23 protein-coding genes and 1 pseudogene are annotated in these 23,705 nt (G+C 67.8%); 20 read left to right on the forward strand and 4 right to left on the reverse strand.

Going from position 1 to position 23,705, the window contains the following annotated elements; translation table 11 throughout:
• Nucleotides 1-6 precede the first annotated feature (6 nt).
• Nucleotides 7-2,559 carry a PEP-utilizing enzyme gene (locus tag QXH22_RS19580; protein ID WP_306240148.1) on the forward strand — a complete coding sequence of 851 codons (2,553 nt, stop codon included), beginning with the start codon at nucleotides 7-9 and terminating at the stop codon, nucleotides 2,557-2,559.
• Between the two features lie 48 nt (nucleotides 2,560-2,607).
• Nucleotides 2,608-4,191, forward strand: a complete 1,584-nt coding sequence (locus QXH22_RS19585) for a PE family protein (protein WP_306276698.1) — start codon at nucleotides 2,608-2,610, stop codon at nucleotides 4,189-4,191.
• Between the two features lie 19 nt (nucleotides 4,192-4,210).
• On the opposite strand, the gene QXH22_RS19590 is transcribed toward QXH22_RS19585, so the two are convergent.
• Complete coding sequence (locus tag QXH22_RS19590; RefSeq protein WP_306276699.1) at nucleotides 4,211-4,828, reverse strand: hypothetical protein; 618 nt, start codon at nucleotides 4,826-4,828, stop codon at nucleotides 4,211-4,213.
• 78 nt (nucleotides 4,829-4,906) lie between these two features.
• On the opposite strand from QXH22_RS19590, the gene QXH22_RS19595 reads away from it, so the two are divergent.
• The 3 genes from QXH22_RS19595 to QXH22_RS19605 are packed head-to-tail and all read left to right on the forward strand — an operon-like array spanning nucleotide 4,907 to nucleotide 8,924.
• The gene (locus tag QXH22_RS19595; protein ID WP_306276700.1) at nucleotides 4,907-6,412 is read left to right on the forward strand and encodes a carboxylesterase/lipase family protein; all 1,506 of its coding nucleotides are present in this window, start codon (nucleotides 4,907-4,909) and stop codon (nucleotides 6,410-6,412) included.
• Between the two features lie 17 nt (nucleotides 6,413-6,429).
• Nucleotides 6,430-8,439 (forward strand): phosphotransferase, encoded by a 2,010-nt coding sequence (locus QXH22_RS19600; protein WP_306276701.1) that lies wholly within the window; start codon nucleotides 6,430-6,432, stop codon nucleotides 8,437-8,439.
• Nucleotides 8,436-8,924, forward strand: coding sequence for a gluconokinase (locus QXH22_RS19605; RefSeq protein ID WP_306276702.1), 489 nt, complete (start codon nucleotides 8,436-8,438; stop codon nucleotides 8,922-8,924). Before QXH22_RS19600 ends, QXH22_RS19605 begins: the two co-directional genes overlap by 4 nt.
• A 9-nt stretch (nucleotides 8,925-8,933) precedes the next feature.
• Here QXH22_RS19605 and QXH22_RS19610 read toward each other — a convergent pair whose 3' ends face one another.
• Complete coding sequence (locus tag QXH22_RS19610; protein ID WP_306276703.1) at nucleotides 8,934-9,926, reverse strand: DoxX family protein; 993 nt, start codon at nucleotides 9,924-9,926, stop codon at nucleotides 8,934-8,936.
• 74 nt (nucleotides 9,927-10,000) lie between these two features.
• Here QXH22_RS19610 and pncA point away from each other — a divergent pair, with 74 nt between their 5' ends.
• Both pncA and QXH22_RS19620 read left to right on the forward strand, forming a co-directional pair.
• Nucleotides 10,001-10,564, forward strand: coding sequence for a pyrazinamidase PncA (pncA, locus tag QXH22_RS19615; RefSeq protein WP_306276704.1), 564 nt, complete (start codon nucleotides 10,001-10,003; stop codon nucleotides 10,562-10,564).
• Entirely contained in the window at nucleotides 10,561-11,358 is a 798-nt protein-coding gene (locus QXH22_RS19620; RefSeq protein ID WP_306276705.1) for a nuclear transport factor 2 family protein, read from the forward strand. The genes pncA and QXH22_RS19620 overlap by 4 nt, the downstream gene beginning before the upstream one ends.
• On the opposite strand, the gene QXH22_RS19625 is transcribed toward QXH22_RS19620, so the two are convergent.
• Nucleotides 11,359-11,709 (reverse strand): DoxX family protein, encoded by a 351-nt coding sequence (locus QXH22_RS19625; protein ID WP_306276934.1) that lies wholly within the window; start codon nucleotides 11,707-11,709, stop codon nucleotides 11,359-11,361.
• Nucleotides 11,710-11,791: 82 nt separating this feature from the next.
• On the opposite strand from QXH22_RS19625, the gene QXH22_RS19630 reads away from it, so the two are divergent.
• From QXH22_RS19630 to QXH22_RS19660, 7 genes are all read left to right on the forward strand, one after another.
• Nucleotides 11,792-12,688, forward strand: coding sequence for a sigma-70 family RNA polymerase sigma factor (locus QXH22_RS19630; protein WP_306276706.1), 897 nt, complete (start codon nucleotides 11,792-11,794; stop codon nucleotides 12,686-12,688).
• Between the two features lie 99 nt (nucleotides 12,689-12,787).
• Entirely contained in the window at nucleotides 12,788-14,107 is a 1,320-nt protein-coding gene (locus QXH22_RS19635) for a sugar ABC transporter substrate-binding protein (protein WP_306276707.1), read from the forward strand.
• Nucleotides 14,104-15,036: a carbohydrate ABC transporter permease gene (locus QXH22_RS19640; protein WP_306240159.1), complete on the forward strand. Its 933-nt coding sequence runs from the start codon at nucleotides 14,104-14,106 to the stop codon at nucleotides 15,034-15,036. Before QXH22_RS19635 ends, QXH22_RS19640 begins: the two co-directional genes overlap by 4 nt.
• Complete coding sequence (locus QXH22_RS19645) at nucleotides 15,023-15,853, forward strand: carbohydrate ABC transporter permease (RefSeq protein WP_306276708.1); 831 nt, start codon at nucleotides 15,023-15,025, stop codon at nucleotides 15,851-15,853. Before QXH22_RS19640 ends, QXH22_RS19645 begins: the two co-directional genes overlap by 14 nt.
• Before the next feature lie 3 nt (nucleotides 15,854-15,856).
• A complete protein-coding gene (locus QXH22_RS19650) occupies nucleotides 15,857-16,927 on the forward strand; it encodes an ABC transporter ATP-binding protein (protein ID WP_306276709.1) in 1,071 nt (356 codons plus the stop codon).
• Between the two features lie 74 nt (nucleotides 16,928-17,001).
• Nucleotides 17,002-17,838 carry a DUF3097 domain-containing protein gene (locus QXH22_RS19655; RefSeq protein WP_306240162.1) on the forward strand — a complete coding sequence of 279 codons (837 nt, stop codon included), beginning with the start codon at nucleotides 17,002-17,004 and terminating at the stop codon, nucleotides 17,836-17,838.
• Nucleotides 17,839-17,912: 74 nt separating this feature from the next.
• Nucleotides 17,913-18,386, forward strand: coding sequence for an OsmC family protein (locus QXH22_RS19660; protein WP_306276710.1), 474 nt, complete (start codon nucleotides 17,913-17,915; stop codon nucleotides 18,384-18,386).
• On the opposite strand, the gene QXH22_RS19665 is transcribed toward QXH22_RS19660, so the two are convergent.
• Entirely contained in the window at nucleotides 18,367-19,575 is a 1,209-nt protein-coding gene (locus QXH22_RS19665) for an IS110 family transposase (protein WP_371934179.1), read from the reverse strand. The genes QXH22_RS19660 and QXH22_RS19665 overlap by 20 nt on opposite strands.
• A 224-nt stretch (nucleotides 19,576-19,799) precedes the next feature.
• Between QXH22_RS19665 and QXH22_RS19670 the strand changes: the two are divergent.
• The 6 genes and pseudogenes from QXH22_RS19670 to QXH22_RS19690 form a co-directional block, all read left to right on the forward strand.
• A pseudogene (locus QXH22_RS19670) lies at nucleotides 19,800-19,892 on the forward strand (OsmC family peroxiredoxin); the annotation flags it as partial.
• Between the two features lie 9 nt (nucleotides 19,893-19,901).
• Nucleotides 19,902-20,969, forward strand: coding sequence for an acyl-CoA dehydrogenase family protein (locus tag QXH22_RS19675; protein WP_306276711.1), 1,068 nt, complete (start codon nucleotides 19,902-19,904; stop codon nucleotides 20,967-20,969).
• Complete coding sequence (locus QXH22_RS19680) at nucleotides 20,960-21,580, forward strand: RNA polymerase sigma factor (RefSeq protein WP_306240165.1); 621 nt, start codon at nucleotides 20,960-20,962, stop codon at nucleotides 21,578-21,580. Before QXH22_RS19675 ends, QXH22_RS19680 begins: the two co-directional genes overlap by 10 nt.
• On the forward strand, nucleotides 21,577-21,843 hold the full coding sequence (locus tag QXH22_RS19685; RefSeq protein ID WP_306276712.1) for a hypothetical protein: 267 nt from the start codon (nucleotides 21,577-21,579) through the stop codon (nucleotides 21,841-21,843). The genes QXH22_RS19680 and QXH22_RS19685 overlap by 4 nt, the downstream gene beginning before the upstream one ends.
• Entirely contained in the window at nucleotides 21,836-21,916 is an 81-nt protein-coding gene (locus QXH22_RS30540; protein WP_371934283.1) for an excalibur calcium-binding domain-containing protein, read from the forward strand. The genes QXH22_RS19685 and QXH22_RS30540 overlap by 8 nt, the downstream gene beginning before the upstream one ends.
• 134 nt (nucleotides 21,917-22,050) lie before the next feature.
• The gene (locus QXH22_RS19690; RefSeq protein WP_306276713.1) at nucleotides 22,051-23,607 is read left to right on the forward strand and encodes an HNH endonuclease signature motif containing protein; all 1,557 of its coding nucleotides are present in this window, start codon (nucleotides 22,051-22,053) and stop codon (nucleotides 23,605-23,607) included.
• Nucleotides 23,608-23,705 lie beyond the last annotated feature (98 nt).

The raw sequence follows: 23,705 nt of genomic DNA on the forward strand, positions 1-23,705 counted from the left end.
GAGCCTATGAAGATCGCCGTTACCGGCGCCGCCGGCGTGCTCGGCCGTGGCCTGGTCGCCCGGCTGCTGACCCAGGGGCACGACGTCACCGGCATCGACCGGATTCGCCCCGAAAGCTGGCCCAGCGCGGCCCGTTTCGTCGCTGCGGACATCCGGGACGCCGAAGCGGTTCGCCACGCCATCACCGGCGCGCATGCGGTCGCCCACTGCGAACCGGCGCGGGGCGCAGACGATATCCAGGGCGTCGCCAACCTGCTGGCGGCCATGGCCGAAGCCGGCACCGGGCGCGTCGTCTTCGGCTCCAGCGCGCAGGTCTACGGTGCGGCTGCACGGCCGGTGACCGAAGACGGGCCGCTGCACCCGGCGACTCCCGAGGGGCGATACTCGGCTCGGGTGGAGCGGATGCTGGCCGACTCCGGTTTCGAGTGGGTGGCGATCCGCCTTCCGCTTGTCGTGGGCCGTAGTGTCGACGACCGGTTGCGTGCGCTCGCGGCACTGCCGGTGCTGTTCACCGCGCCCGGATCAGACCACCTTCAGGTGGTGCACACCGACGACGCGCTGCGGCTGTTGAACCAAGCCGTCCTGCAAGACGAAATCATCAGCGGCGCAGTGAATCTCGCGGCACCAGGTGCTGCAACGGTACGTCAGCTGGCCGCGGTGCTGCGTCGGCCGACGCTGCCACTTGGACCCCGGCTCGCCACCCTGCCGGACATCGCGCTGATGGACACCACCCGGCTGCGCGACGAGTGGCGTTTCGAACCGGCCTGGACCGCACAAGAGTGCCTGGACGACTTCTCGCTCGCGGTGCGTGGCCGGGTCGCGCTGGGCCGCCGAGTGCTGGCACTGCCCTGGCGGTTGGCTCCGATCCAGGACCTTCCCGCGGTCGACACGCCCGCCGATGACGGGGTCGAGCCGAGACTGGCCGGCCCAGAAGCAGAGAACGGCGAGTTCGACACTCCGATCGACCCGCGCTTTCCCACCTTCCTGGCGACCAACCTGTCCGAGGCGCTGCCCGGCCCCTTCTCTCCGTCGTCGGCGTCGGTGACCGTGCGGGGTCTGCGTGCGGGCGGGGTGGGCATAGCCGAGAGGTTGCGACCCGGCGGCGTGGTGCAGAAGGAAATCGCGATGCGCACCGTCGCGGTGTTCGCCCACCGGCTCTACGGCGCCATCACGTCAGCGCATTTCATGGCCGAGACGGTGCCGTTCGCCAAACCCGCCACCATCGTCAGCAACAGCGGTTTCTTCGGTCCCAGCATGGCGTCGCTGCCGATCTTCGGTGAGGAACGCCCGCCCTCCGAGACCAACCCGCTCCGCCGCCGGCTGCGGACGATCCGCAACATCGGCGTGTTCGGGGTGAACCTGGTGGGCCTCAGCGCCGGCTCCCCGCTCGACACCGGCGACTACCGCGACGACATCGACCGACTCGAGCGACTCGTCGGAGACGACGTCACCCTCCTGGACGACCGCCGACTACTGAGCCTGATCCTGCTGGCACGCGACCACGTGGTGCACGGCTGGCTGCTGGCGTCCGGATCGTTCATGCTGTGCGCGGCGTTCAACGTCTTATTGCGCGGACTGTGCGGGCGTGAGACCGCGCCGTCGGCCGGACCGGAACTGGTCAGCGCCCGGTCGGTGGAAGCCGTGCAGCGCCTGGCGGAAGCGGCCCGCCGCGACCCGACCGTGCTGCGGGTGCTCGCCGAACCAGGCGAACGCCTGGCCAAGCTCGCCGTCGAGGCGCCGGAGTTTCACCGCGCGGTGCTCGGCGAACTGGATTTGATGGGACACCGCGGGCCGGCCGAGGTGGAGATGTTGTCTACCAGCTACGCCGACGACCCCGAGCTGCTGATCCGGATGGTCACCAAGGCGTTGAGTGCGCCTGCGGCTCCGGAACCGCAGCACGCACCGATTCCGTTGCGCGCCAAGCCAATCGCTCTACTCGCCGCGCGGCAACTGCGCGACCGCGAGGTGCGCCGCGACCGGATGGTGCGGGCCATCTGGGTGCTGCGTGGACTGCTGCGCGAGTACGGTCGGCGGTTGACCGAGGCCGGCGTGTTCCAGGCCGTCGATGACGTGTTCTATCTGCTGGTCGATGAGCTCGATGCGTTGCCCGCCAATGTCTCCGAGCTGGTGGCGCAACGCCGCGCCGAGCAACGGCGGCTGGTGGCCGTCGTTCCTCCCACCGTGTTCAGCGGCCATTGGGAGCCCACCACATCGGCGCCGGCGGTGCTGGGCGGCGGCGACGCCCTGCGCGGCGTCGGTGTCTGCGGGGGGCGGGTGCGGGGCCGGGTGCGCATCGTGCGGCCCGAGACCATCGACGACCTGCTGCCCGGCGAGATCCTGGTTGCCGAGGTCACCGATGTCGGCTACACGGCCGCGTTCTGTTATGCCGCGGCGGTCGTCACCGAACTCGGCGGTCCCATGTCGCATGCTGCCGTAGTCGCCCGCGAATTCGGCTTCCCTTGCGTCGTCGACGTCCAGGGCGCCACCCGGTCGCTGCCGCAGGGCGCCCTGGTCGAAGTCGACGGCGCCACCGGCGAAATCCGCGTACTGGAGCCCTGACCGCGATACCCTGTGCTTCACATCCGGCAGGACCGGGGGAGGTGCGCAATGTCGTCTGTGGTCGCGGTGCCGGAGCTAATTGCCTCTGCCGCAACAGAGTTGACGAGCATCGGATCAGCGGTCAACGCCGCCAACGCAATTGCCGCACCCGCCACGGCCGATATTCTCGCGGCCGGCGCCGATGAAGTGTCGGCGGCGATCGCGGCACTGTTCGCCCGGCACGCTCTGGGGTATCAGACGCTCGGCGCGCAGGCGCAGGCCTTCCACGTCCAGTTCGTGGACGCGCTCACCGCGGGCGCGGCGTCTTATGCCGGTGCGGAGGCAGCCGCCGCGACCGCTCTGGGCCCCCTCAACGATCTGCTCAACCTGATCAACCTGCCCACCCAATTGCTGCTGGGCCGTCCGCTGATCGGCAACGGCACCAGTGGCGCCGCGGGAACCGGCGCTGACGGCGGGGCCGGCGGTCTGCTGTTCGGTAACGGCGGCTCCGGCGGATCCGGTGGCGGGGTGCACCCGGCCGGCGGAATGGGTGGCGCCGCAGGGTTATTCGGCAATGGCGGTGCCGGCGGGGCCGGTGCCGCCGGGGCGGTCGGGGGTACCGGGGGCAACGGCGGCTGGCTCTTCGGCAACGGTGGGGCAGGGGGCGCAGGCGGAGACGCGCCGGCCGGCATCGGCGGGCTCGGCGGCGCGGGCGGTCAGGCAATTCTGTTGGGCGCCGGCGGTATCGGTGGCGCGGGCGGACTGGGCGCCGGGGGTGGCGGCAACGGTGGAGCCGGCGGGTGGGGTGGACTGCTGGCCGGTAACGGGGGTGCCGGAGGTGCCGGCGGCATGGCGACCACCGCCGGCAACGGCGGCGTCGGCGGCGCCGGCGGCGGCGCCTGGCTGATCGGCGATGGCGGCGCCGGCGGACTCGGAGCTGCCGCGACGGCTCCGGTTGCGACCGGTGGACTCGGCGGCACCGGCGGTGGCGGCGGCACCGGCGGGTTGTTGTTCGGCAACGGCGGTATCGGAGGCGCGGGCGGCGCCGGGGCGGCCGGCGGCACGGCCGGAACGGGTGGTTTCGGTGGCGACGCGGGGCTGTTCGGCGCCGGCGGTGCCGGCGGTGTGGGCGGAACCGGCGGTGGTCACTTCGGCGAGACCGGCGGGGCCGGCGGCAACGGCGGCGCGGGCGGGCTCATCTTCGGCAACGGCGGCGCGGGCGGGGCAGGCGGAGATGCGCTCGCCCAGGCGGTGGGCGCCGGCGGTGCCGGCGGCCCGGGTGGAAACGGCGGGGCCGCAAGGCTGTTCGGTGATGGTGGCACCGGCGGGATGGGCGGGGACGGCGGGCGCGCCGACGGCGCCGGCGATTCCGGGGGAGCCGGTGCCCGGGGTGGCCGCGGCGGAGCGGGCGGCTATCTGTTCGGAAGCGGCGCAGCGGGCGGGCGTGGTGGGGCCGGCGGAGTGGCGGCGAACGGCTCCGGCGGGGCCGGCGGGGCCGGCGGCGACGGCGGATCCACCACCCTGATCGGTGACGGCGGAAACGGCGGCAGCGGTGGGCCCGGCGGAACGGGCACGCCCGCGGGCGCCGCCGGCGTCGGCGGCAGCGGTGGTGTGGGCGGCCTGCTGTTCGGAAGCAACGGCGCCGCCGGCTGAGCCGGAACCGTTGCGGCGGTCAGCAGTTGAAGGCGATCCCGACGCCGTCCGGCGGTGGCACCGAGCGCAGGCACCCGTACGGCTGGATGCCGGCTGCACTGAACCGGGCGGCCGACTGGTGGGCGTAATTCACGCACACCAGGCCGCCCTGATCGGCGCGGCACCGGTAGTCGCCGAAGGACAACGAGTTTCCGTCGGCAAGTTCGGCGCCGGTGCCGGCCAGGAACGGCCCCGGATCGGCGCGGGCCGACCCGACCTGCAGGTTGGTGCCGTCGAAGTCGACCCATCCGGCCTGCCAATCCCCGTAGGCCGTGTCCGGCCGGGGTGGGGGATTGGTCAGCGCCACCAGACAGGACAGCAGGCCGGCGGTGTGCTTGACGTCCGTCGTGCATTTGGCTTTGCCGCCGGGCGCACTGAACGCGACATTCCCGTCGAGCTGGTAGCGCGCCGGATCGCCCGGATGACCGGCTTCGATCCAGGCGATGACGCCGGTGATGGGCGCCCCGGATGTCGGGGCGGCCGACGGCGGCGGCGCCTTCTGGGTAGCGGGGGCCGGCGGCTGCGCGGACATACCGCCGCCGGTGTGCGAGCAGCCGGCAACCAGTATCGGGATGGCGACCAGCGCGGCGATCCGCATGCCGTCAGGCTAACCGCCGCAACCCGCATTTTGGCGCTGCGCGCGCCGTCCCGTCGGTGCGTCGGTTAACGTCGAGTTATGCATGAGCGCATCGTCCGCGCCCGCACCACCGCCGGTACCGTCGAAGGCTTCACCCGCGACGGGGTCAATCGCTGGCGCTCGATCCCCTATGCCCGGCCGCCGGTGGGTCCCTTGCGCTACCGTGCGCCGCAGCCGGTCCAGCCCTGGTCAGGGGTGCGGCACTGTCACGGATTCGCCAACTGCGCCCCCCAGCAACGCCGCTACACCATGCTCGGGGTCGGGCGATACCAGCCGATGAGCGAGGACTGTCTGACCCTCAACGTCGTCACTCCCGAAGAAGGCGCGGCCGAACCGTTGCCCGTGATGGTGTTCATCCACGGTGGGGGCTACATCCTGGGCAGTTCGGCCACTCCGCTGTACGACGGTGCCGCACTGGCTCGCCGCGGCTGCGTGTACGTGTCGGTGAACTACCGGCTCGGCGCCCTCGGGTGCCTGGACCTGTCGTCGTTGTCGACCCAGGACGTCACCATCGACGGCAACCTGTACCTGCGCGACCTGGTGATGGCCTTGCGCTGGGTCAGGGAAAACATCGCCAACTTCGGCGGTGACCCCGACAACGTCACCATCTTCGGTGAGAGCGCCGGTGCGCATATCACCGCGACGCTGCTGGCGGTGCCCGACGCGGCGGGTCTTTTCCACCGGGCGATCTCGGAGAGCCCGGCGGCCGGCATGACACGGTCGACGGAGGTGGCCGCCGAATTCGCGGCACGGTTCGCCGAACTGCTGGGTGCGCGCAGCAAGGACGCGGCCAACGCGGTGATGCGGGCACCGGCAGCGCAACTTATCGAGGCCCAGCACCGGCTGATCGACCAGGGCATGCAGAAACGCCTGGGCGCCTTCCCGATCGGCCCGGTCTTCGGCGACGAGGTGGTGCCGGTCGATCCCGTTGAGGCGATGCGTTCCGGTCAGGCGCACCAGGTGCCCCTGATCGTCGGAACCAACGCCGAGGAAGGGCGTTTGTTCACCCGCTTCCTGGGCATGCTGCCGACCAACAAGGCGATGGTGGAGGCTCTCCTCGCTGAAGTGGAACCCGCTGCGCGGGAACGTATTACGGCGGCATATCCGAAATACCCGAAGCCGGAGGCGTGCATTCAGCTGGGTGGCGACTTCGCGTTCAGCACGGCGGCCTGGCAGATCGCCGAGGCGCACACCCACCACGCGCCCACCTACCTGTACCGCTACGACTACGCCCCGCGAACACTGCAGTGGTCGGGTTTCGGCGCCACGCACGCCACCGAGTTGTTCGCCGTGTTCGACATCTACCGCACCCGGTTCGGCGCGCTGCTCACCGCGGCGGCCGACCGAGGTCCGGCCCTGCGGGTCAGCAACGATGTGCAGCGACGCTGGCGCTCGTTCAGCCGATCCGGCGTACCGGGGGAGGACTGGCCGCGATACACCCACGACGAACGCGCGGTAATGGTCTTCGATCGCAAGTCGCGCATCGAGTTCGACCCGCACCAGCATCGCCGGTTGGCCTGGGACGGCTTCACCCTCGCACGCTGACCTGGCACGCTGACCCCATGGTTTCCAACACCGATCAAGCTATCGAGCAGCCCGGCGATCTCACCGCGGAGTGGCTCACGGCCACCGTGCGCGCGGGTGCCGTCTCCGCCTACACCGCTGAGCGGATCGGCACCGGTCAGATGAGCGAGTGCTACCGCATCGCGCTGAACTACGCCGAACCCGAAGGCAAGCCACGCCCGTCGACGGTGGTGCTCAAGGTTGCCGCGACCGATCCGGTGAGCCGGCAAACCGGCCTGGCGCTCGGTCTCTACGAGCGCGAAGTTCGCTTCTACCACGACATCGCACCCCGCCTGGGCGGGGCGATCGCGCCCTGCTTCCATGCGGCGATCAACATCTCCACCGGCGTGTTCGACCTGCTGCTCGACGACGCCGGGCCAGCCGCCGTCGGTGATGAAATCGCGGGGGCCACAACCGAACAGGCGTTCCTTGCGGTCACCGAGCTGGGCCGCCTGCACGGCCCGCTGCTGGGTGACGCGACGTTGGCCGACGCGCCGTGGCTGAACCGGGACTCGCCGCTCAACCAGGCGATGATCACCCCGCTGTATGCCGGTTTCATCGAGCGGTATGCCGATCAGATCGCGCCCGAACACCGCGCGGTCTGTGAGCGCCTGATAGGCGCGTTCGACGGCTACCTGGCCCAGGAGGCCGCCGGCGGCGGTATCCAGGGTCTGGTACACGGGGACTACCGCCTGGACAACATGCTGTTCGGAGCCCCCGGTGCCAGCCGGGCCCTCACGGTCGTGGACTGGCAGACGGTTTCGTGGGGCCCGGCGTTCACCGACCTGGCCTACTTCGTGGGCTGCGCGCTGCCGACCGAGGATCGTCGCGCACAGTACGACGACTTGCTGCAGGCGTACCACGATGCGCTCGGTCCGCAGGCTCCGGTGAGCGTGGCCGACGTCCGAGACGGGGTGCGGCATCAGAGTTTCTTCGGGGTGATGATGGCGATCGTGTCGTCGATGCTGGTCGAGCGCACCGAGCGGGGCGATCGGTTGTTCATGACGATGCTGGAGCGCCACTGCCATCACGTGCTGGACATCGACGCCCTGGCGATCCTGCCGGACGCCGCCGCTCCGGAACCGCTGCGCCCCTCACCCGAGGACGAAGGAGCCCATCCGTCCACCGACGAACCGCTGTGGAGCGAAAGCTGGTACGCCGACTTCGTCGACGCCGCAGAGGGATTGGGCGGCTGGTTCCGGATCGGTCTGATGCCGAATCAGCAGACGGCGTGGATTCACGCGCTGCTATGCGGACCCGACGAGGCCACCATCGCCGTCGACTACCAGATACCGCTACCGGCGGATGCCTGGACGGCGCAGGCCGACGGCATCAACCTCGCCCACACCAGCGGCACCCCGCTGCAGACCTACCGTGTCGACATCAAGGCCAAAGGCCAGTCCTACCAGGACCCTTCGGCGCTACTGCGCGGCGAACCGGGCGAGCCGGTCGACCTGGCGATGAATCTGGTGTGGACCACCGATGGCATCCCGTACCAGTACCGGTTGACCACGCGCTATGAGATTCCGTGTACCGTCTCGGGCACCGTCACCGTCAAACATGCCCGCTACCAGATTGATTCGGTGCCGGGGCAGCGCGACCACTCGTGGGGGGTGCGCGACTGGTGGTCCATGGACTGGATGTGGACCGCACTGCACCTGCAGGACGGTAGTCATCTGCACGGGGTGCGCATCCAGATCCCCAACACCCCGGCATTCAGCATCGGCTACGCCCAGGACCGCGCCGGCAGCATTACCGATCTGACGACTGTGGACATCCGGGAAGCTTTCAGCGCCAACGGGTTACCCGAAAACCAGGTTCTGGAACTCGCCCCCGTCGGCATCACGGCGGAGGTGAATATCCGCGCGCACGCGCCGGTCCGGTTGGTGGGCCCCGACGGGCGGGTCAGCCAGTTTCCGCGCGCCTGGGTCGACGTTACGACCGCTGACGGCCGCACCGGCGTCGGCTGGATGGAATGGAACCGCAGTCAGGCCGATCAGGGTCAGTGACACGCACAGTCGTCGTGACCGGGGTGTCCGGGTCGGGCAAGTCGACCGTCGGCGCCGCGCTGGCCAAGCGGTTGGATGTGCCGTTCGAGGATGCCGACCACCTGCACCCACCCGCCAACATCGCCAAGATGGCCTCGGGTCAACCGCTGACCGACGACGACCGCTCCTCGTGGCTGGACAAGGTCGGGGAGTGGCTGGCCGCGCACCCCGGCGGTGTGATGAGCTGCTCGGCCCTCAAGCGGATATATCGCGACCGGCTGCGGCGGTACAGCCCGTCGGCTTACTTCCTGCACCTTCGCGGACGACCTGACGTCATAGCCCACCGCTTGGCCGCCAGGCCCGGACACTTCATGCCCGCGAGCCTGCTGCAATCGCAACTCGACACGCTGGAGCCGCTTGACGTCGACGAACCAGGAGTCGCCGTCGACATCGACGATCGCGGTGTGGACGCGATCGTCGATGCCTTTCTGAGCTGGGGCGGCTAAGAGCGGCGGCTAGCGTCCCCAGCGCTTACGGGTGCTGGTGAGTTGGTCGTCGAGTCGGTCGCGCGCCGTCTCGGCCAACTCGTTGCCGCGGGTCACCGCCGTGTCGGCCAGCCGAGAGCCGCGTTCACGCGCGGTTTCGGCGATTTCCAGACCACGCTCGCGGGCGGTATCGGCCAGCTTCTCGCTCCGCTTGCGGGCGAGTTCGGCGTAGTCGGCACCGCGGTCGGCGGCCTTGTGGGCCAGCTTCTCGCTGCGCTTGCGCGCCTTCTTGGCGTACGGCTTGCTCTTCTCGGCGGCCGTAGTGGCCAGCTCACGGCTGCGTTCGAGGGCTGCCTCGGCGTACGGGGCGGTGCGCTCGGCTGCCGTGTTGGCCAGCTCGCGGCCGCGCTCCAGGGCGGCTTCGGCGTACGGGGCGCTGCGTTCTGCGGCGGTACTCGCCAGTTCGCGGCCACGCTCGGCGCCGGCCTGCAGACTGTGCACGATCTTCTCGCCCAGCTCCGAGTCCAGCACGTCGTGCGAGGAGCCGGGCAGCGCGCCGGACACCTTGTCGGAGAGCCGCTCGGCGGCGCGGCGCCCGCGCCAGCCCAACGACGGCTTGCCCGCGGTGTCGGCGGACGCGATGAGCAACCCACCCAGCAAACTCACGTCGGCCAGGAAGGCCCGCCGCTTCTCAGCCTTGCGCTCCGGGTCGGGCTCGTTCCAAAACATGTGCGTGCCAAGGTTTCCCGGGATCACCGTCAGCGCGAGTGCGGCCGACGCCACCCGCGGCAGCTTGCCGGCGGCCAGCAGCACCCCACCGCCGATCTGGACGGCGGCGTTGATCTGGGCGAACGTCTCGGCGTCCGCAGGAATATTGCTGCTCACGGAATCGGGCAGCGACTGCAAGCCGCTCACCGTCGGCTGTGCCGCTTGAGCTGCCGGTTTCGGGTTGAGCAAGGCGTCCACTCCCTGGCCGATAAAGACAGCTGACAACATGGGTCGGGCGATTCTGCGGATCAACATGGCCGCTGTGTTCCCCGGCCGGCCAGCCCACAAACCCGCCGGATCCCCGGTAATTCGGCGATATGGTGTACGGCGTGCGAGCGTTGATCATCGTCGACGTACAGAAGGATTTCTGTGAGGGTGGTGCACTGCCCGTCGCCGGTGCGCACGGCGTCGCCCGGTCGATCAGCGACTATCTTGCAAGTGATCCCGGTTACCACCACATCGTGGCGACCAAGGACTTTCACATCGATCCCGGCAATCACTTCGGCGACGACCCCGACTACTCCTCGTCCTGGCCCCCACACTGCCGGGCCGGCAGCACCGGCGCGGAGTTCGCCCCCGCCCTCGACACCAGCAAGATAGAGGCCGTCTTCCGCAAAGGCGCCTACGGAGCCGGCTACAGCGGCTTCGACGGCGTCGACGACAACGGGACCTCTCTACTGGAGTGGCTGCGGCAACACCGGGTCGACGAGGTAGACCTGGTGGGTATCGCCACCGACCACTGTGTGCGGCACACCGCCCACGACGCGGCCCGGGCCGGTCTGGCGACCCGGGTGTTGCTGGACCTGACGGCCGGTGTGTCGCCGGATTCGACGGCCCATGCTTTGCACGAGATGCGAACCGCCAGTATCGAATTGATCGGAAGGCGCTTATGACGACATCGCACAGAGACGACCTGTTGGCCGCGGTCGAGCGCTCGCCCCAAGCGGTTTCGGTTCACGACCGCGACGGGTGGGTCCAGGTCTTCACCTCTGACGGCCGAGTCGAAGACCCGGTGGGATCAAGCCCGCACATCGGACACGATGAGATCTACCGCTTCTACGACACGTTCATCGGCCCGCGCGGCATCACGTTCCACCGCGACCTCGATATCGTGTCCGGGCCGACGGTGCTCCGCGACCTCGAGCTGGAGGTGGCGATGGGCGATGCGGTGACGATGTTCATACCGGCCTTCCTGCGCTACGACCTGCGCGAGGTCAACGGGGAGTGGAAAGTCGCGCACCTGCGCGCCTATTGGGAGCTGCCGGCGATGATGGTGCAGTTCCTCAAAACCGGGACCCGCGCGTTGAGCCCGGGTGTGCAACTCGGTAAAGGGTTGCTGGGCAACCAGGGTCCGCGGGGCGCAGTCGGCTTCATGACGGGCTTCCGCCGGGTGGGGGCGCGGCACAAGAAGTTGGTCGAGGGTTTTCTGCGGGCGATCGCCCGCGGGGACGAGTCCGCCGCCCGTGCGAGTCTGTCGCCGGCGGCCTCGTTAACGCTGGGGGACAACGAGAAACTTGACGTCGCCCAACTCAGTGAGCACCTGCGAAATGCCCACTGGACCAAGATGATCGGTGCGGGATCGACCGTCGTGGTGTCGGTGGCCTCAGATCGCGGGCGGGGCATCGTTTTCGCCGATGTCGCCTGGCGTGCCAACCGGATCAACGCCGTCCGCTATTTTCCCGCCTGATCACTGCGTCGCCGACAACGCCAGCGAGAGGACCGACAGCAGCAGGTAGCCGCCGGGAAAGGCGATGTTGGAGAAGACGCGTGCCCGTACATGCACGATCACGGCGCCGGTGAAGTAGAGCACCAGCCCGACGGCAGCGGCAATTCCGATGTGCCGCAAGCCGAGCAGGCCGACGAACAAGCCGCCCGCGCCGGCGAGTTTCAGCACGGCGAGGGTCGGAAGCCACGAGCGTGAGACACCCACCCGCGCCGAATTCGCCAACACGAACTGCGCGGGAACCAGGTCGGGTAAGGCGATCGCCGCGGTCGCGGCGGTGGTCGTGACGACCACCGGCACGTATGCGGTGTGCATTAGAGTCATGGGAAAGGTCTCCTTCGCGGGTCGGACAGATGCCATCACCTTCTTGACGATCTCCGCACCGGAAAGGTGACCCGTGAATACAGCTCTGGACCTTGGCGATCTGTCCCAGCGATTCGAGGCAGATCGAGGGCGCCTCACCTCGGTGGCCTTTCAACTGCTCGGGTCCCTGCCTGACGCCGAAGACGTGGTGCAGGCCGCCTGGTTGAAGGCCAGCCGATCCGACTATGCCGACGTCGCCAATCTGACGGCCTGGTTGACCACCATCACCGCACGCGAGGCCCTCGACCAGCTGCGGGCGCGGAGGCGTCGGGCCGAACAGCCCCTCGACGAGGCGGCGGTGGGCGAACGATTCGCCGCGGCCGCGGCAGACGAAGACGCGCTGATGGCGGATTCGGTGAGCCGTGCGCTGCTGGTCGTTCTTGACCGGCTGCCGCCCGCGCAACGGGTCGCCTTCGTCCTGCACGACGTGTTCGCCGTGCCGTTCGAGACCATCGCGGACCTGTTGGACCGCACACCGGCGGCTGCCAAGAAGCTGGCCAGCCGGGCGCGGGGGAGACTGCACCCGGCGCCGGCCGCCGTCGCACCACCGGCTGCCGATCATGTGAAAGTGGTGCGGGCCTTTCTGGCGGCTTCCCGGCGCGGTGACATTGATGCCCTGGTGGAGCTGCTTGCCCCCGACGTCGTGCGCCGGGTCGATCCGTCGCTGGTTCCGGCCGACGTGCCCGCCGAAATACGGGGGGCCAGAACCGTCGCCGAGGAGACCCGGCAGTTCACCGACCGCTCGCGCGCCGGGGTGGTGGTGCTGATCGACGGGCGTCCAGGCATCGCCATCGCACCCGCCGGCCGGCTGCGGGTGCTGTTGCACATCGCCATGGACGGGGACAACCGGATCCAGGTAGTCGACATCACCGGTGACCCCGCCAGACTGCGGACCGCCGTCCTGACGTTGCCGCCGGCACGGCCGTCCTGAGCACCGGAAGTAGCGCATCCCAGGCGGAGCACAGGACTGTCCGCTATGAAGAACATCAGACACCGCTAAGGGCGGCAACGGGCCGGTTCCGGGAGCACCATGATCGACAAGCCGTTTGGACGGCGCAGCCTGCTACAGGGCGCGGGGGCGCTCGCGCTGGCACCGTGGGCCGCGGGTTGCGCTTCGGACGACGACGCACTGACCTTCTTCTTCGCCGCCAACCCCGACGAGATCCGGCCGCGGATGAGAGTGGTCAACGAATTTCAGCGCCGGCACCCTGACATCAAGGTGCGGGCGTTGCTGTCCGGGCCCGGCGTAATGCAGCAACTGTCCACGTTCTGCGCCGGCGGGAAGTGCCCGGACGTGCTGATGACGTGGGAACTCACCTATGCCGAACTCGCCGACCGCGGTGTGCTGCTCGACCTCAACTCCCTGCTCGCCCGCGACGCGGACTTTGCCGCGCAACTGAAGGCGGACAGCATCGACGCGCTCTACCGGACGTTCACCTACCCGGCCGGTCCGGGCGGCGGCCAGTACGCCTTCCCGGAGCAGTGGTCGGGAAATTACCTGTTCTACAACAAGGCCCTGTTCGACGCCGCCGGGGTTCGGCCGCCGCCCGGGACCTGGCAGCAGAGCTGGAGTTTCACCGAATTCCTCGATGCGGCAGCGGCTCTCACCAAGCGGGAGGCGTCGGGGCGGGTGACGCAGTGGGGATTCGTCAACGCCTGGGTCTCGTTCTATTCGGCCGGCCTGTTTGCGATGAACAACGGGGTCCGCTGGTCGTCGCCGCGGACCAACCCGACCCACCTGAACTTCGACGACGACGCCTTCGTCGAGGCGGTGCAGTTCTACGCCGACCTGATCAACAGGCACAAGGTCTCACCCGGCGCTTCCGATCAGCAATCCATGTCCAACGCCGACCTCTTCTCGGTCAACAGGGCAGCCATGGCGCTGGGCGGGCACTGGCGCTATCAAACCTTCGACCGGGCCGACAGTCTGGATTTCGACGTCGCACCGCTGCCACTGGGTCCGCGCGGGCACAGCGCCTGCTCCAACATCGGAGTCACCGGCCTTGCCATCGCGGCGACCAGCAAGCGCAAGGAGCAGGCGTGGGAATTCGTCAAATTCGCCTGCGGGCCCGTCGGTCAGGCCCTGATCGGTGAGTCCCGCTTGTTCGTGCCGGTCCTGCGATCCGCGATCACCTCGCCGGGATTCGCCGACGCACACCGGCGCATCGGCAACCTCGAGGTGCTCACCGACGGTCCGCTGGTGTCCGAAGGGCTGCCGATCACGCCGGCCTGGGAGAAGGTCGTCGCCCTGATGGACCGCAATTTCGGGCCGGTGCTGCGGGGGGCGCGCCCGGCAACGTCGCTGTCCGGGCTGTCACATTCGGTCGACGAGGTGCTGCGAAACCCGTGACCGCGACCGACACGCCCACTCCCGCAAAGACCCTCCCGTGGCGCCGACGCGCCTGGGCCGGAAGGCTTTTCGTTGCACCCAACCTCGCTGCGGTGCTGCTCTTCATGCTGTTCCCGCTGGGCTTCTCGCTGTATATGAGTGTGCAGAAATGGGACATGTTCACCCCGGCCAAGTTCGTCGGCCTGGCCAACTTCACGCAGTTGTTCACCTCGGACCCGCTGTTTTTGATCGCGATGCGCAACACGGTGGTCTACACCGTGGGAACGGTGCTGCCCACCGTGCTGATCAGCCTTGTCGTCGCCGGCGTGCTCAACCGGAAAGTGAAGGGAATCGGCGTCTTCCGCACCATCGTCTTCCTGCCGCTGGCGATCTCCTCGGTCGTGATGGCCGTCGTCTGGCAATTCGTGTTCAACACCGACAACGGGTTGCTGAACATCATGCTCGGCTGGGTGGGAATCGGTCCGATACCGTGGCTGGTCGAACCCCATTGGGCCATGGTGTCGTTGTGCATGGTGAGCGTCTGGCGCAGCGTCCCGTTCGCCACCGTGATCTTGCTGGCAGCGATGCAGGGCATCCCGGAAACGGTGTACGAGGCGGCCAGGATCGACGGCGCGGGCGAGATCCGGCAGTTCGTGTCCATCACCGTGCCACTGATCCGAAGTGCGATGTCGTTCGTCGTGGTCATCTCGATCATCCACGCCTTCCAGTCCTTCGACCTCGTCTACGTCCTGACCGGCGCCAACGGCGGACCCGAGACCGGTACCTACGTGCTGGGCATCATGCTGTTCCAGCACGCGTTCTCGTTCCTGGAGTTCGGATACGCCTCGGCGCTGGCCTGGGTGATGTTCGCCATCCTGCTGGTGCTGACGGTGCTGCAACTGCGCATCACCCGCCGGCGCACCTGGGAGTCGTCCCGTGGTCTCGGGTAAGCGCGCCGTGCTGCGAGCCGCCGGGTCGTACGCGGCGCTGATCTTTGTCGCGTGGTGCGCGCTGTTTCCCATCCTCTGGGCCATCTCCGGATCGCTGAAGATGGAGGGCGAGATCAGCGAAGCGAAGCTGTTGCCGTCCAGCCCGCGATGGTCCAACTACACCACGGTGTTCGATCTGATGCCGTTCTGGCGGATGTTCTTTAACACCGTGTTGTATGCCGGATGCGTCACGGCCGGTCAGGTGATGTTTTGCTCATTGGCAGGATATGCGTTCGCGCGGTTGGATTTTCGTGGCCGCGACACCCTGTTCCTGTTGTACCTGGGCACCCTGATGGTGCCGTTGACCGTGACGGTCATCCCGCAGTTCATCGTGATGCGGACCGTGGGATGGGTCGACACACCCTGGGCTATGATCGTGCCCGGTTTGTTCGGCAGCGCGTTCGGCACTTACCTGATGCGACAGTTCTTCCGCACCCTGCCGACCGATCTCGAGGAGGCGGCGATTCTCGACGGATGCTCGCCGTGGCAGATCTACTGGCGAATTCTGCTGCCGCACGCCAAACCGGCGGTGATGGTCCTTGCGGTGCTGACGTGGGTCAGTGTGTGGAACGACTTCCTGTGGCCGCTGCTGATGATCCAGCGCAACAGCCTGGCCACCCTGACACTCGGGCTGGTGCGGCTGCGCGGCGAATACGTCGCCCGCTGGCCCGTGCTGATGGCGACCTCGATTCTGATCCTGCTGCCCCTGGTCCTCATCTACGCCTTCGCCCAGCGTTCGTTCGTTCGCGGCATAGCCGTCACGGGGATGGGTGGCTAGTCGATGGCTTCGGTGAGTTTCGAGCAGGCGACCCGGCGCTACCCGGGCAGCGACCGGGCCGCCCTGGACAGCCTGGATCTGGTGGTCGGCGACGGCGAGTTCATGGTGTTGGTAGGACCGTCCGGATGCGGCAAGACGACGTCGCTGCGGATGTTGGCGGGCTTGGAAACCCTGGATTCCGGACGCATCCGGATCGGTGACCGCGACGTCACCAACCTCGATCCCAAGGATCGCGACGTCGCGATGGTCTTCCAGAACTACGCCCTCTATCCGCACATGACGGTGGCGCAGAACATGGGCTTCGCACTCAAAGTTGCCAAGACGCCGAAAGCCGAGATCCGCGAACGGGTGTTGGCGGCGGCGCGCATGCTCGATCTGGAGCAGTATCTGGAGCGCAAGCCCAAAGATCTCTCCGGTGGGCAACGGCAGCGGGTGGCGATGGGACGGGCGATCGTGCGTCGCCCGCAGGTTTTTCTGATGGACGAGCCTCTGTCGAACCTGGACGCCAAGCTGCGCGTGCAGACCCGCAACCAGATCGCGGCACTGCAGCGTCAACTCGGCACCACCACGGTGTACGTCACGCACGACCAGGTCGAGGCGATGACCATGGGTGACCGGGTCGCGGTGCTGCGCGACGGGCTGCTGCAACAGTGTGCGACGCCAAGGGAGCTCTACCGCAACCCGGGCAACGTGTTCGTCGCGGGATTCATCGGGTCGCCCGCCATGAACCTGTTCACCCTGCCGGTCGTCGACTCCGCTGTCTCGCTGGGGGATTGGAATATTCCGGTGCCACGGCAGATCGCCGGCACCGCCGCCGAACTCGTCGTCGGGGTCCGTCCCGAGCATTTCGAAGTGGGCAGTGTCGGCGTGGAGATGGAGGTGGACGTCGTCGAAGAACTCGGTGCCGACGCCTACCTCTACGGCCGGATCACCGGGGCGGACACGGTGATCAGCAAGCCGATCATCGCCCGTACCGACGGCCACGACCCGCCCGGCAAAGGCAGCCGTGTGCACCTGCATCCGCAGCCTGGGCACCTGCATTTTTTCGCTACTGATGGACGCCGAATATCGTGATGGACAAGCAATTTCGCGCATGTCCGCGGCGCGCCGCGCCGGTGATCCGGCCGCCCGCTCCCTAGTATGGCCGGGTGGTTGATCGCTATGGAACCGATGTGCTGGCGGGCGGTGGGCGGCGTAAGCCGCGTTCGGTAGAGCACCCGGTCGAACTGGGGATGGTTGTCGAGGACGCGCAGACGGGCTACGTGGGCGCGGTGGTACGAGTCGAGTACGGGCGCGTCGAGCTCGAAGACCGGCACGGGAAGACCCGTCCCTTCCCGTTGGGTCCCGGCTATCTGATCGACGGTCAACCGGTGATCCTCACTCCGCCGCGCCGATCGGCCCCCGCGACTCCGGCGCGCACGGCGTCCGGATCGGTTGCCGTCAAGGGCGCCCGGGCCCGGGTGGCCCGTGCCGGACGGATCTACGTGGAAGGCCGTCATGACGCAGAGCTGATCGCCCAAGTCTGGGGCGAGGACTTGAAGATCGAGGGTGTCGTGGTCGAGCACCTGGGCGGTGTCGACGATCTGGTGGGGATTGTCAGGGAATTTCAGCCGGGCCCAGGATGTCGGCTGGGCGTGCTGGTCGACCACCTGGTTCCCGGATCGAAAGAGTCGCGCATTGCCGACGCGGTGCGCAGGGGTCCCGGGGGAGCGGACACCCTGGTGGTCGGGCATCCTTACGTCGATATCTGGCAGGCCGTCAAGCCGCAGCGTCTCGGCCTGAAAGCCTGGCCGACAGTCCCCCGGCACATCGAATGGAAGCACGGCATCTGCCAGGCGCTCGGCTGGCCGCACGCCGACCAGACCGACATCGCCGCGGCCTGGCGGCGCATCCGCGGACAGGTCCGCGATTGGAATGACCTCGAGCCCGCGCTGATCGGAAGGGTGGAGGAACTGATCGACTTCGTGACGCAACCATGTGACTGACGTCACCGTCACGTTTTCGGGCGTGCCCGGCACTAACTCCGTGACCGAATCTCTGATGAGGAATGGAGAAGTGCATGACCGACGCGCTCGTCATCGATGCTCAGGGTCTGGACCGGCTCTCGTGTAACGCCAAGGCCGACCCCGCGACCGGCAAGAAGACTCTCAAGGCCAAAACCGTATGCGAGTCCGGCTTCCGCAACATGACCTATGTGCGCGACCTGGCGCCGATGCTGGTCGGCGAACCGCCGGCGCTGCTGGGTGACGACTCGGCGCCCAACCCTTCCGAGACCTGCCTGGCAGCGCTCGGATCGTGCATCTCGGTCGGGTTGCTGGCCAACGCCACCCACCGCGGCGTGACCCTGACCAAGATCGAGGTGGAGATGGAAGGCGACATCGACATCTCCGCGGTCTGGGGCGTCGGTGACACTCCCGACGGCAAGGTCCTCGGCTTCACCGCCGTGCGCTGCAACGTCACGCTGGCCGGTGACGCCGATGACGCGACCCTCAAGGAGATTCTCAATGAAGTTGTCAAGCCGCCGCAGCGCTAGGTGCGGTGGGTTGATATGGCTTGTGGTCGCGCAGCATTGCCCACAGGACGTTGAGGCGTCGTCGGGCAAGGGCAAGCACGGCTTGGGTGTGGCGTTTTCCCTCGGCGCGTTTGCGGTTGTAGTAAGTCCGCGATGCCGGGTCGGTGCGGATGGCGATGTGGGCAGCCAGGTAGCAGGCCCGCAGCAGACGTCGGTTGTAGCGGCGGGGGCGTTTGAGGTTGCCGCTGATGCGTCCGGAGTCGCGCGGGACTGGGGCCAGCCCCGCGACGCCGGCCAGGCGGTCGGGGTTAGCAAAAGCGCTCATGTCCCCGCCGGTGGCGGCCAGGAACTCGGCACCAAGGGTGACGCCGAAGCCGGGCAAACTCAGGATGATTTCGGCGTGGCGGTGGCGGCGAAATCGCTCCTCGATCATCGCTTCGGTGTCGCCGATTTCGGTGTCGAGGGCCATCACCTCCTCGGCCAGCCGGGCCACCAAGGCCGCGGCCACTTGCTGTCCGGGTACGACGGTGCGTTGGGCGTTAGCCGCCTCCATAGCGGCAGCGGCAATGGCATCGGCGTTGCGGGCCTTGCGCTTACGCAGCCAGAGCGCGAGCCGGGCGGCACCGGCGCGACGCAGCCCGTCGGGTGTTTGATACCCAGTGAGCAGGGTCAGCGCGGCCTTGCTGGCGCTGTAGTCGAAGGCACGCTCGAGGGCAGGGAAATATTCGAGCAGCTGGGCGCGCAACCGGTTGAGCGCCCGGGTGCGATCGGCCACCAAATCGGTGCGCCTGGCCGTGAGGATCCGCAAGTCCACAGCGATGTCGTCCCCGGCTCGCAGCGGTTGCAGGTCGCGGCGCATCCGCGCCTGATCGGCGATCACGGCGGCGTCTTTAGCGTCGGTTTTCCCTTCCCCGCGGTAACCGCCCGAGGCATGGTGCACGGTGCGCCCCGGAATATAGAGCAGCCGTTGCTCGGCGGCGATCAGCAAGGTGATCAGCAATGCCGCCCCACCGGCATTCAAATCGATCGCCCAGGTCAGCTCACCACCATCAGCCAGCGTCTGGACCGCGCCGATCAGATCCAGCAGCGCGGATTCGTCATTGGCCACCCGCCGCGACAGCAGCCGCTTCCCGTCGGCATCGATGACCACGCAATAGTGGTCCGATTTCCCACCATCAACCCCAGCCCACAACGGTTGTGCCACAACCACCTCCCTGCTCGCTATCGGTCCGACCAACCCAGCAGACGACCACGCCGTCACGTCCTTACACAGCGATCAAATCGCATCTCTCAATTAGCGGTCGAGTCGTCGCGGGACAACAGGCGGCCAATCTCCTTCGGCCATCAACGATGGCGACCACATGAAAGCCATACCCGCTGCCCCTGGGCGATTCGAAGCCTACGGCCGACGGCAACGAACACCCTGCAAGAAAGGTAAGGATCCATGACAACGCCGTCGCATGGTCACCCGTGGTCAATACATTCACGCGTCCTGTAACCGTCGACTCCGCCCTTTCCATCGGCTAGGCAGGCATTATGACCACGACGACCGATGCCGTGATCGGCCTGCTCGATTCCGAGCTGATAACAGACATCCGCGACCACGCCGGCGCACTGGACCGCGGCGAGGCCACGGCCCGCCGCAGTTTCGCCGGCCTGGGTGCCGCCGGACTGCTCGACATCGGCGCGCCCGGCAACGCCGATGGCCGGCTCTCCGAGATGACCGACGTGATCAGACTGATTTCCGGGGAGTGTATGAGCACCGGGTTTTCGGTCTGGGCGAACCGGATGGCGGTGGAATATCTCCTCACTGCTGCAACGCCTTTCAGCCTGGCGGCCGCCGAGTCGTTGGCGGCCGGAACATCGTTGGGGGTGACCGGTATGGCGGCCGCCTTCAAGACGCTGGCGGGTTGCGGTCAGCTGGAATTGGCGGCGACCGTGGTCGAGGGTGGTTACCGCATCAGCGGCCCGATCCGGTGGGCCTCTAACCTGTACGAGGACTCCTTGCTGGTCACCGCCGCCGCGGCCGACGACGGAGCGAAGGTGATCGTCGCGTTGCCCCTGAGTAGCCCCGGAGTCACCGTGGGTGATCACTTCAAGCTGCTGGCGATGGACAGCACCGCCTCGTCGTATCTGAACCTGGACGACGTTTTCGTCCCGGACACGCAGGTGCTGTCCACCGACTTCGAATCGTTTCTCGGAGCCGTGCGTCCCACGTTCCTCGTCCTGCAGTCCGCGATGTGCGTCGGCCTGGCCGAAACGACATTGCGACACGCCAAGGACGGATTGACCGGTGTGAACGCCGTTTTCGCTGCCGAAGTGGACGAGATCGCGGAGAGGCTGGTCTGGGCTCAGACGGCGGTGGCCAGGTTGGCCGGGGCGGTCGGGGGATCGCAACCGCCGAGCAAGAAGGAACTGCTGTCGCTGCGGCTCACCGCGGCCGAGATTGCCAGTGCCAGTGCCGCATTGGAGGTTCGCACCGCCGGCGGCAAGGGATATGCAAGCCGGACGCCCGCCAGCCGCCGGTACCGGGAGGCGGCGTTCATCCCGGTGCAGTCGCCGTCGGAAGCCCAATTGCGTTGGGAACTGGGCGGATGCCCTTGACGCCGTTGGCGTCTTTCGAGGGTGCGGAATCCGAGCATCGGGTCGGTGGGGTTCCGCTGGCCGCGTTGGTCCGCGACTACCACCGCCCGATGGTGAATTTCGCGCGCACCATGGTGAGTTCACCCGCAATGGCCGAGGAGGCGGTGCAGGAGGCGTGGGTTCAGGTGCTCAGATCCTCCGACGCATTCGAGGGCCGCTCGTCGGTGGCCACCTGGCTGTTCGGCATCGTCAAGAACACTGCGTCGCGTCATCGGAGCCGCGAGTCCCGGATCCGCGAGCACGAAGTTCTGGCGACCGCAGACACCGACCCGTTGGCAGGACGGATGCACCCGCCCGGTCACCCCGACGCCGGGCACTGGAGCGCGCCACCGTCGCAACGGTTTCTCCCGGAAGACCACACTGTCGCAAGCGAATTGGTGGGATATGTGCGCGCTGCGCTGGATTCGCTGCCAGCGCGGCAACGACAGCTGATCATGTTGCGAGATCTCATCGGCATGTCGTCCGAAGAGGCGTCGCAGGTCCTGGAACTCTCCCCGGATGCGCAGCGCGCATTGCTGTACCGAGCCCGGGGAAATCTTCGCAATCAATTGGAAAAGCGGTATCAACGATGACCGTCCACGACAACACTGTTCCCGCGATCGACTGTGTCGAGTTCGTCCGGCTTGTCGACGATCTGGTGGAGTCCGACCCCGGACAGTGGGGCGCCATCGTGGCCAAGCACCTCGAAGACTGCCCGCCATGCCTGGTGTATCTGCAACAGATGCTTGACCTGAAGGTCCTGCTGAATCATGTCTTCGACGGCGAAAAGCTCAGTGATGGACAGATTTCCGGGGTGCTCAACGCGATCGGTGCATTTCGCGACGGCGATGCGTAAGCCGAAAGTGTGGCCGGCGTACGGATCGTGGCTGGACCGCGACAACGACGGGATCGCCTGCGAGTCAAAGTAGTACAGCGTGATCGGCTCGCACATACGCGGACCTTTGGCTGCGGGAACGCTGCCGTTATCCACAGTTGACGATTTGTCCGCAGCTGGGTTTTCCGTCGCGGCGAGTGTCGGCACCGTGGACTAAAATTCGAAAGTATGTTCGATGATCTGGCGGGGGTTGACGACGCCGCGGTGGTGGCGGTCATGGCTTCGGCCACCCGCGATGAGGCCGTGGCGGCTGCGCGCCGCTTCGCCGCGATCGCCGAGCTGGTTGCCCGTCACGCGGTGGGGGCCACCGATAGCGGGCGTTGGTCGTGTGACAACTGGGACGCCATAGCCGCACAGGTCGGAGCGGCCCTGAACATCAGCCACAACCTGGCGTCGCATCAGATGTATCAGGCACTGGCCCTGCGTCAGCGTCTGCCCGCGGTCGCGGCTCTGTTCGCCCAAGGCCGGCTGAGTCTGCGGGTGGTCACCACGATCATCTGGCACACCGAGTTGATCACCGACCCCGCTATACAGCGGGTGATCGATGCCGCGCTGGCCAACGATGCCTTGCGCTACGGGCCGATGTCGCAGCCCAAAACCGCTCGCGCTATCGACGCCCTCATCGAGCGTTACGACCCTGCCGCCGTCCGGCGCGCCCGCATCAGCGCGCGCTCTCGTGAGGTCGTCATCACCTCCGCCGATGACGGCTCGGGCACCGCCCAGCTGTGGGGCACCCTGCTGGGCACCGACGCTGCGGTGCTCGATCGCCGGCTGTCCGACATGGCCCGGAAGGTGTGCGACGGTGATCCGCGGACGGTGGCCCAGCGCCGCGCCGACGCCCTGGGCGCCCTGGCCGCCGGCGGCACGCAACTGGCTTGCCAATGCCCGCAATCCGACTGCCCCGCGCGAATCCCTGATTCGCGTGCCAATGCGGTGGTGATCCACGTGATCGCCGAATCCGCCACCGTCACCGGCCCGACGGATCCGTGCCTTGACGGCGAGCAACCCGCGTGGGTAGACCCCGCCGACCCGCTTCGCCCAATCCCTGACCCGGACCCGCCGGCGATCTGCCTGCCCGCCGCCCAGATCCTGGGCGGACAGACCATTCCCGCTGCTCACCTGAGTGCGCTGATCGCCGCGGGTGCCCGTACCGCCCCGATCGACTACTGCCCGGAGCCCGCCCCGGGTTACCGGCCCACCGTGGCGTTGGCCCGCTTCGTCCGCGCCCGCGACATGACCTGCCGCTTCCCCGGCTGTGATTGCCCTGCGGACGTCTGTGACATCGATCACGCCATCGCGTACCCATTCGGGCCGACCCACCGGGCCAATCTGCGTTGCCTGTGCCGAAAACATCACTTGCTCAAGACATTCTGGGGCGGGCCCCGCGGCTGGCGCGACCGCCAGCTACCTGATGGCACCATCATCTGGACGGCACCCACCGGCCACACCTACACCACTCGCCCCGGCAGCCGGCTCCTGTACCCCACCCTGTGCCGATCCAGCGCGCCGCTGCCCGTCAACACCACACCACCCCAAGATCAACCTCGCACCCTCATGATGCCGACCCGCGCCCGCTCCCGCGCCCAGGAACGCCAAGCTCGCATCAACGGCGAACGCGCCTACAGCCTCGCGCAACTCAGCACGCCAGGAACCGCCCCCCACATTGCCGAGGCCGTACCGCAGGCGCAATGCCCACCCAAGCCCACAGAACCGCCACCGTTTTAGCAGAGTCTATGAAAACGATTGCAGATCAATCATATTCAGGTACTCCGCGACGCGGCGCGGCCCTGCGCCACGGCCACTCACCCCGAAACGTAGAGTCT

Source organism: Mycobacterium sp. TY814, from assembly GCF_030755175.1.
In the GTDB taxonomy this organism is placed as follows: Bacteria; Actinomycetota; Actinomycetes; order Mycobacteriales; family Mycobacteriaceae; genus Mycobacterium.

What these genes read in the sequence shown, in the direction of transcription:
- QXH22_RS19580 (WP_306240148.1), top strand. Translation starts at nt 7, where the DNA reads ATGAAGATCGCCGTTACCGGCGCCGCCGGCGTGCTCGGCCGTGGCCTG.
- QXH22_RS19585 (WP_306276698.1), top strand. Translation starts at nt 2,608, where the DNA reads ATGTCGTCTGTGGTCGCGGTGCCGGAGCTAATTGCCTCTGCCGCAACA.
- QXH22_RS19590 (WP_306276699.1), bottom strand. Translation starts at nt 4,828, where the DNA reads ATGCGGATCGCCGCGCTGGTCGCCATCCCGATACTGGTTGCCGGCTGC.
- QXH22_RS19595 (WP_306276700.1), top strand. Translation starts at nt 4,907, where the DNA reads ATGCATGAGCGCATCGTCCGCGCCCGCACCACCGCCGGTACCGTCGAA.
- QXH22_RS19600 (WP_306276701.1), top strand. Translation starts at nt 6,430, where the DNA reads ATGGTTTCCAACACCGATCAAGCTATCGAGCAGCCCGGCGATCTCACC.
- QXH22_RS19610 (WP_306276703.1), bottom strand. Translation starts at nt 9,926, where the DNA reads ATGTTGATCCGCAGAATCGCCCGACCCATGTTGTCAGCTGTCTTTATC.
- QXH22_RS19620 (WP_306276705.1), top strand. Translation starts at nt 10,561, where the DNA reads ATGACGACATCGCACAGAGACGACCTGTTGGCCGCGGTCGAGCGCTCG.
- QXH22_RS19625 (WP_306276934.1), bottom strand. Translation starts at nt 11,709, where the DNA reads ATGCACACCGCATACGTGCCGGTGGTCGTCACGACCACCGCCGCGACC.
- QXH22_RS19635 (WP_306276707.1), top strand. Translation starts at nt 12,788, where the DNA reads ATGATCGACAAGCCGTTTGGACGGCGCAGCCTGCTACAGGGCGCGGGG.
- QXH22_RS19650 (WP_306276709.1), top strand. Translation starts at nt 15,857, where the DNA reads ATGGCTTCGGTGAGTTTCGAGCAGGCGACCCGGCGCTACCCGGGCAGC.
- QXH22_RS19660 (WP_306276710.1), top strand. Translation starts at nt 17,913, where the DNA reads ATGACCGACGCGCTCGTCATCGATGCTCAGGGTCTGGACCGGCTCTCG.
- QXH22_RS19675 (WP_306276711.1), top strand. Translation starts at nt 19,902, where the DNA reads ATGACCACGACGACCGATGCCGTGATCGGCCTGCTCGATTCCGAGCTG.
- QXH22_RS19680 (WP_306240165.1), top strand. Translation starts at nt 20,960, where the DNA reads ATGCCCTTGACGCCGTTGGCGTCTTTCGAGGGTGCGGAATCCGAGCAT.
- QXH22_RS19685 (WP_306276712.1), top strand. Translation starts at nt 21,577, where the DNA reads ATGACCGTCCACGACAACACTGTTCCCGCGATCGACTGTGTCGAGTTC.
- QXH22_RS30540 (WP_371934283.1), top strand. Translation starts at nt 21,836, where the DNA reads ATGCGTAAGCCGAAAGTGTGGCCGGCGTACGGATCGTGGCTGGACCGC.
- QXH22_RS19690 (WP_306276713.1), top strand. Translation starts at nt 22,051, where the DNA reads ATGTTCGATGATCTGGCGGGGGTTGACGACGCCGCGGTGGTGGCGGTC.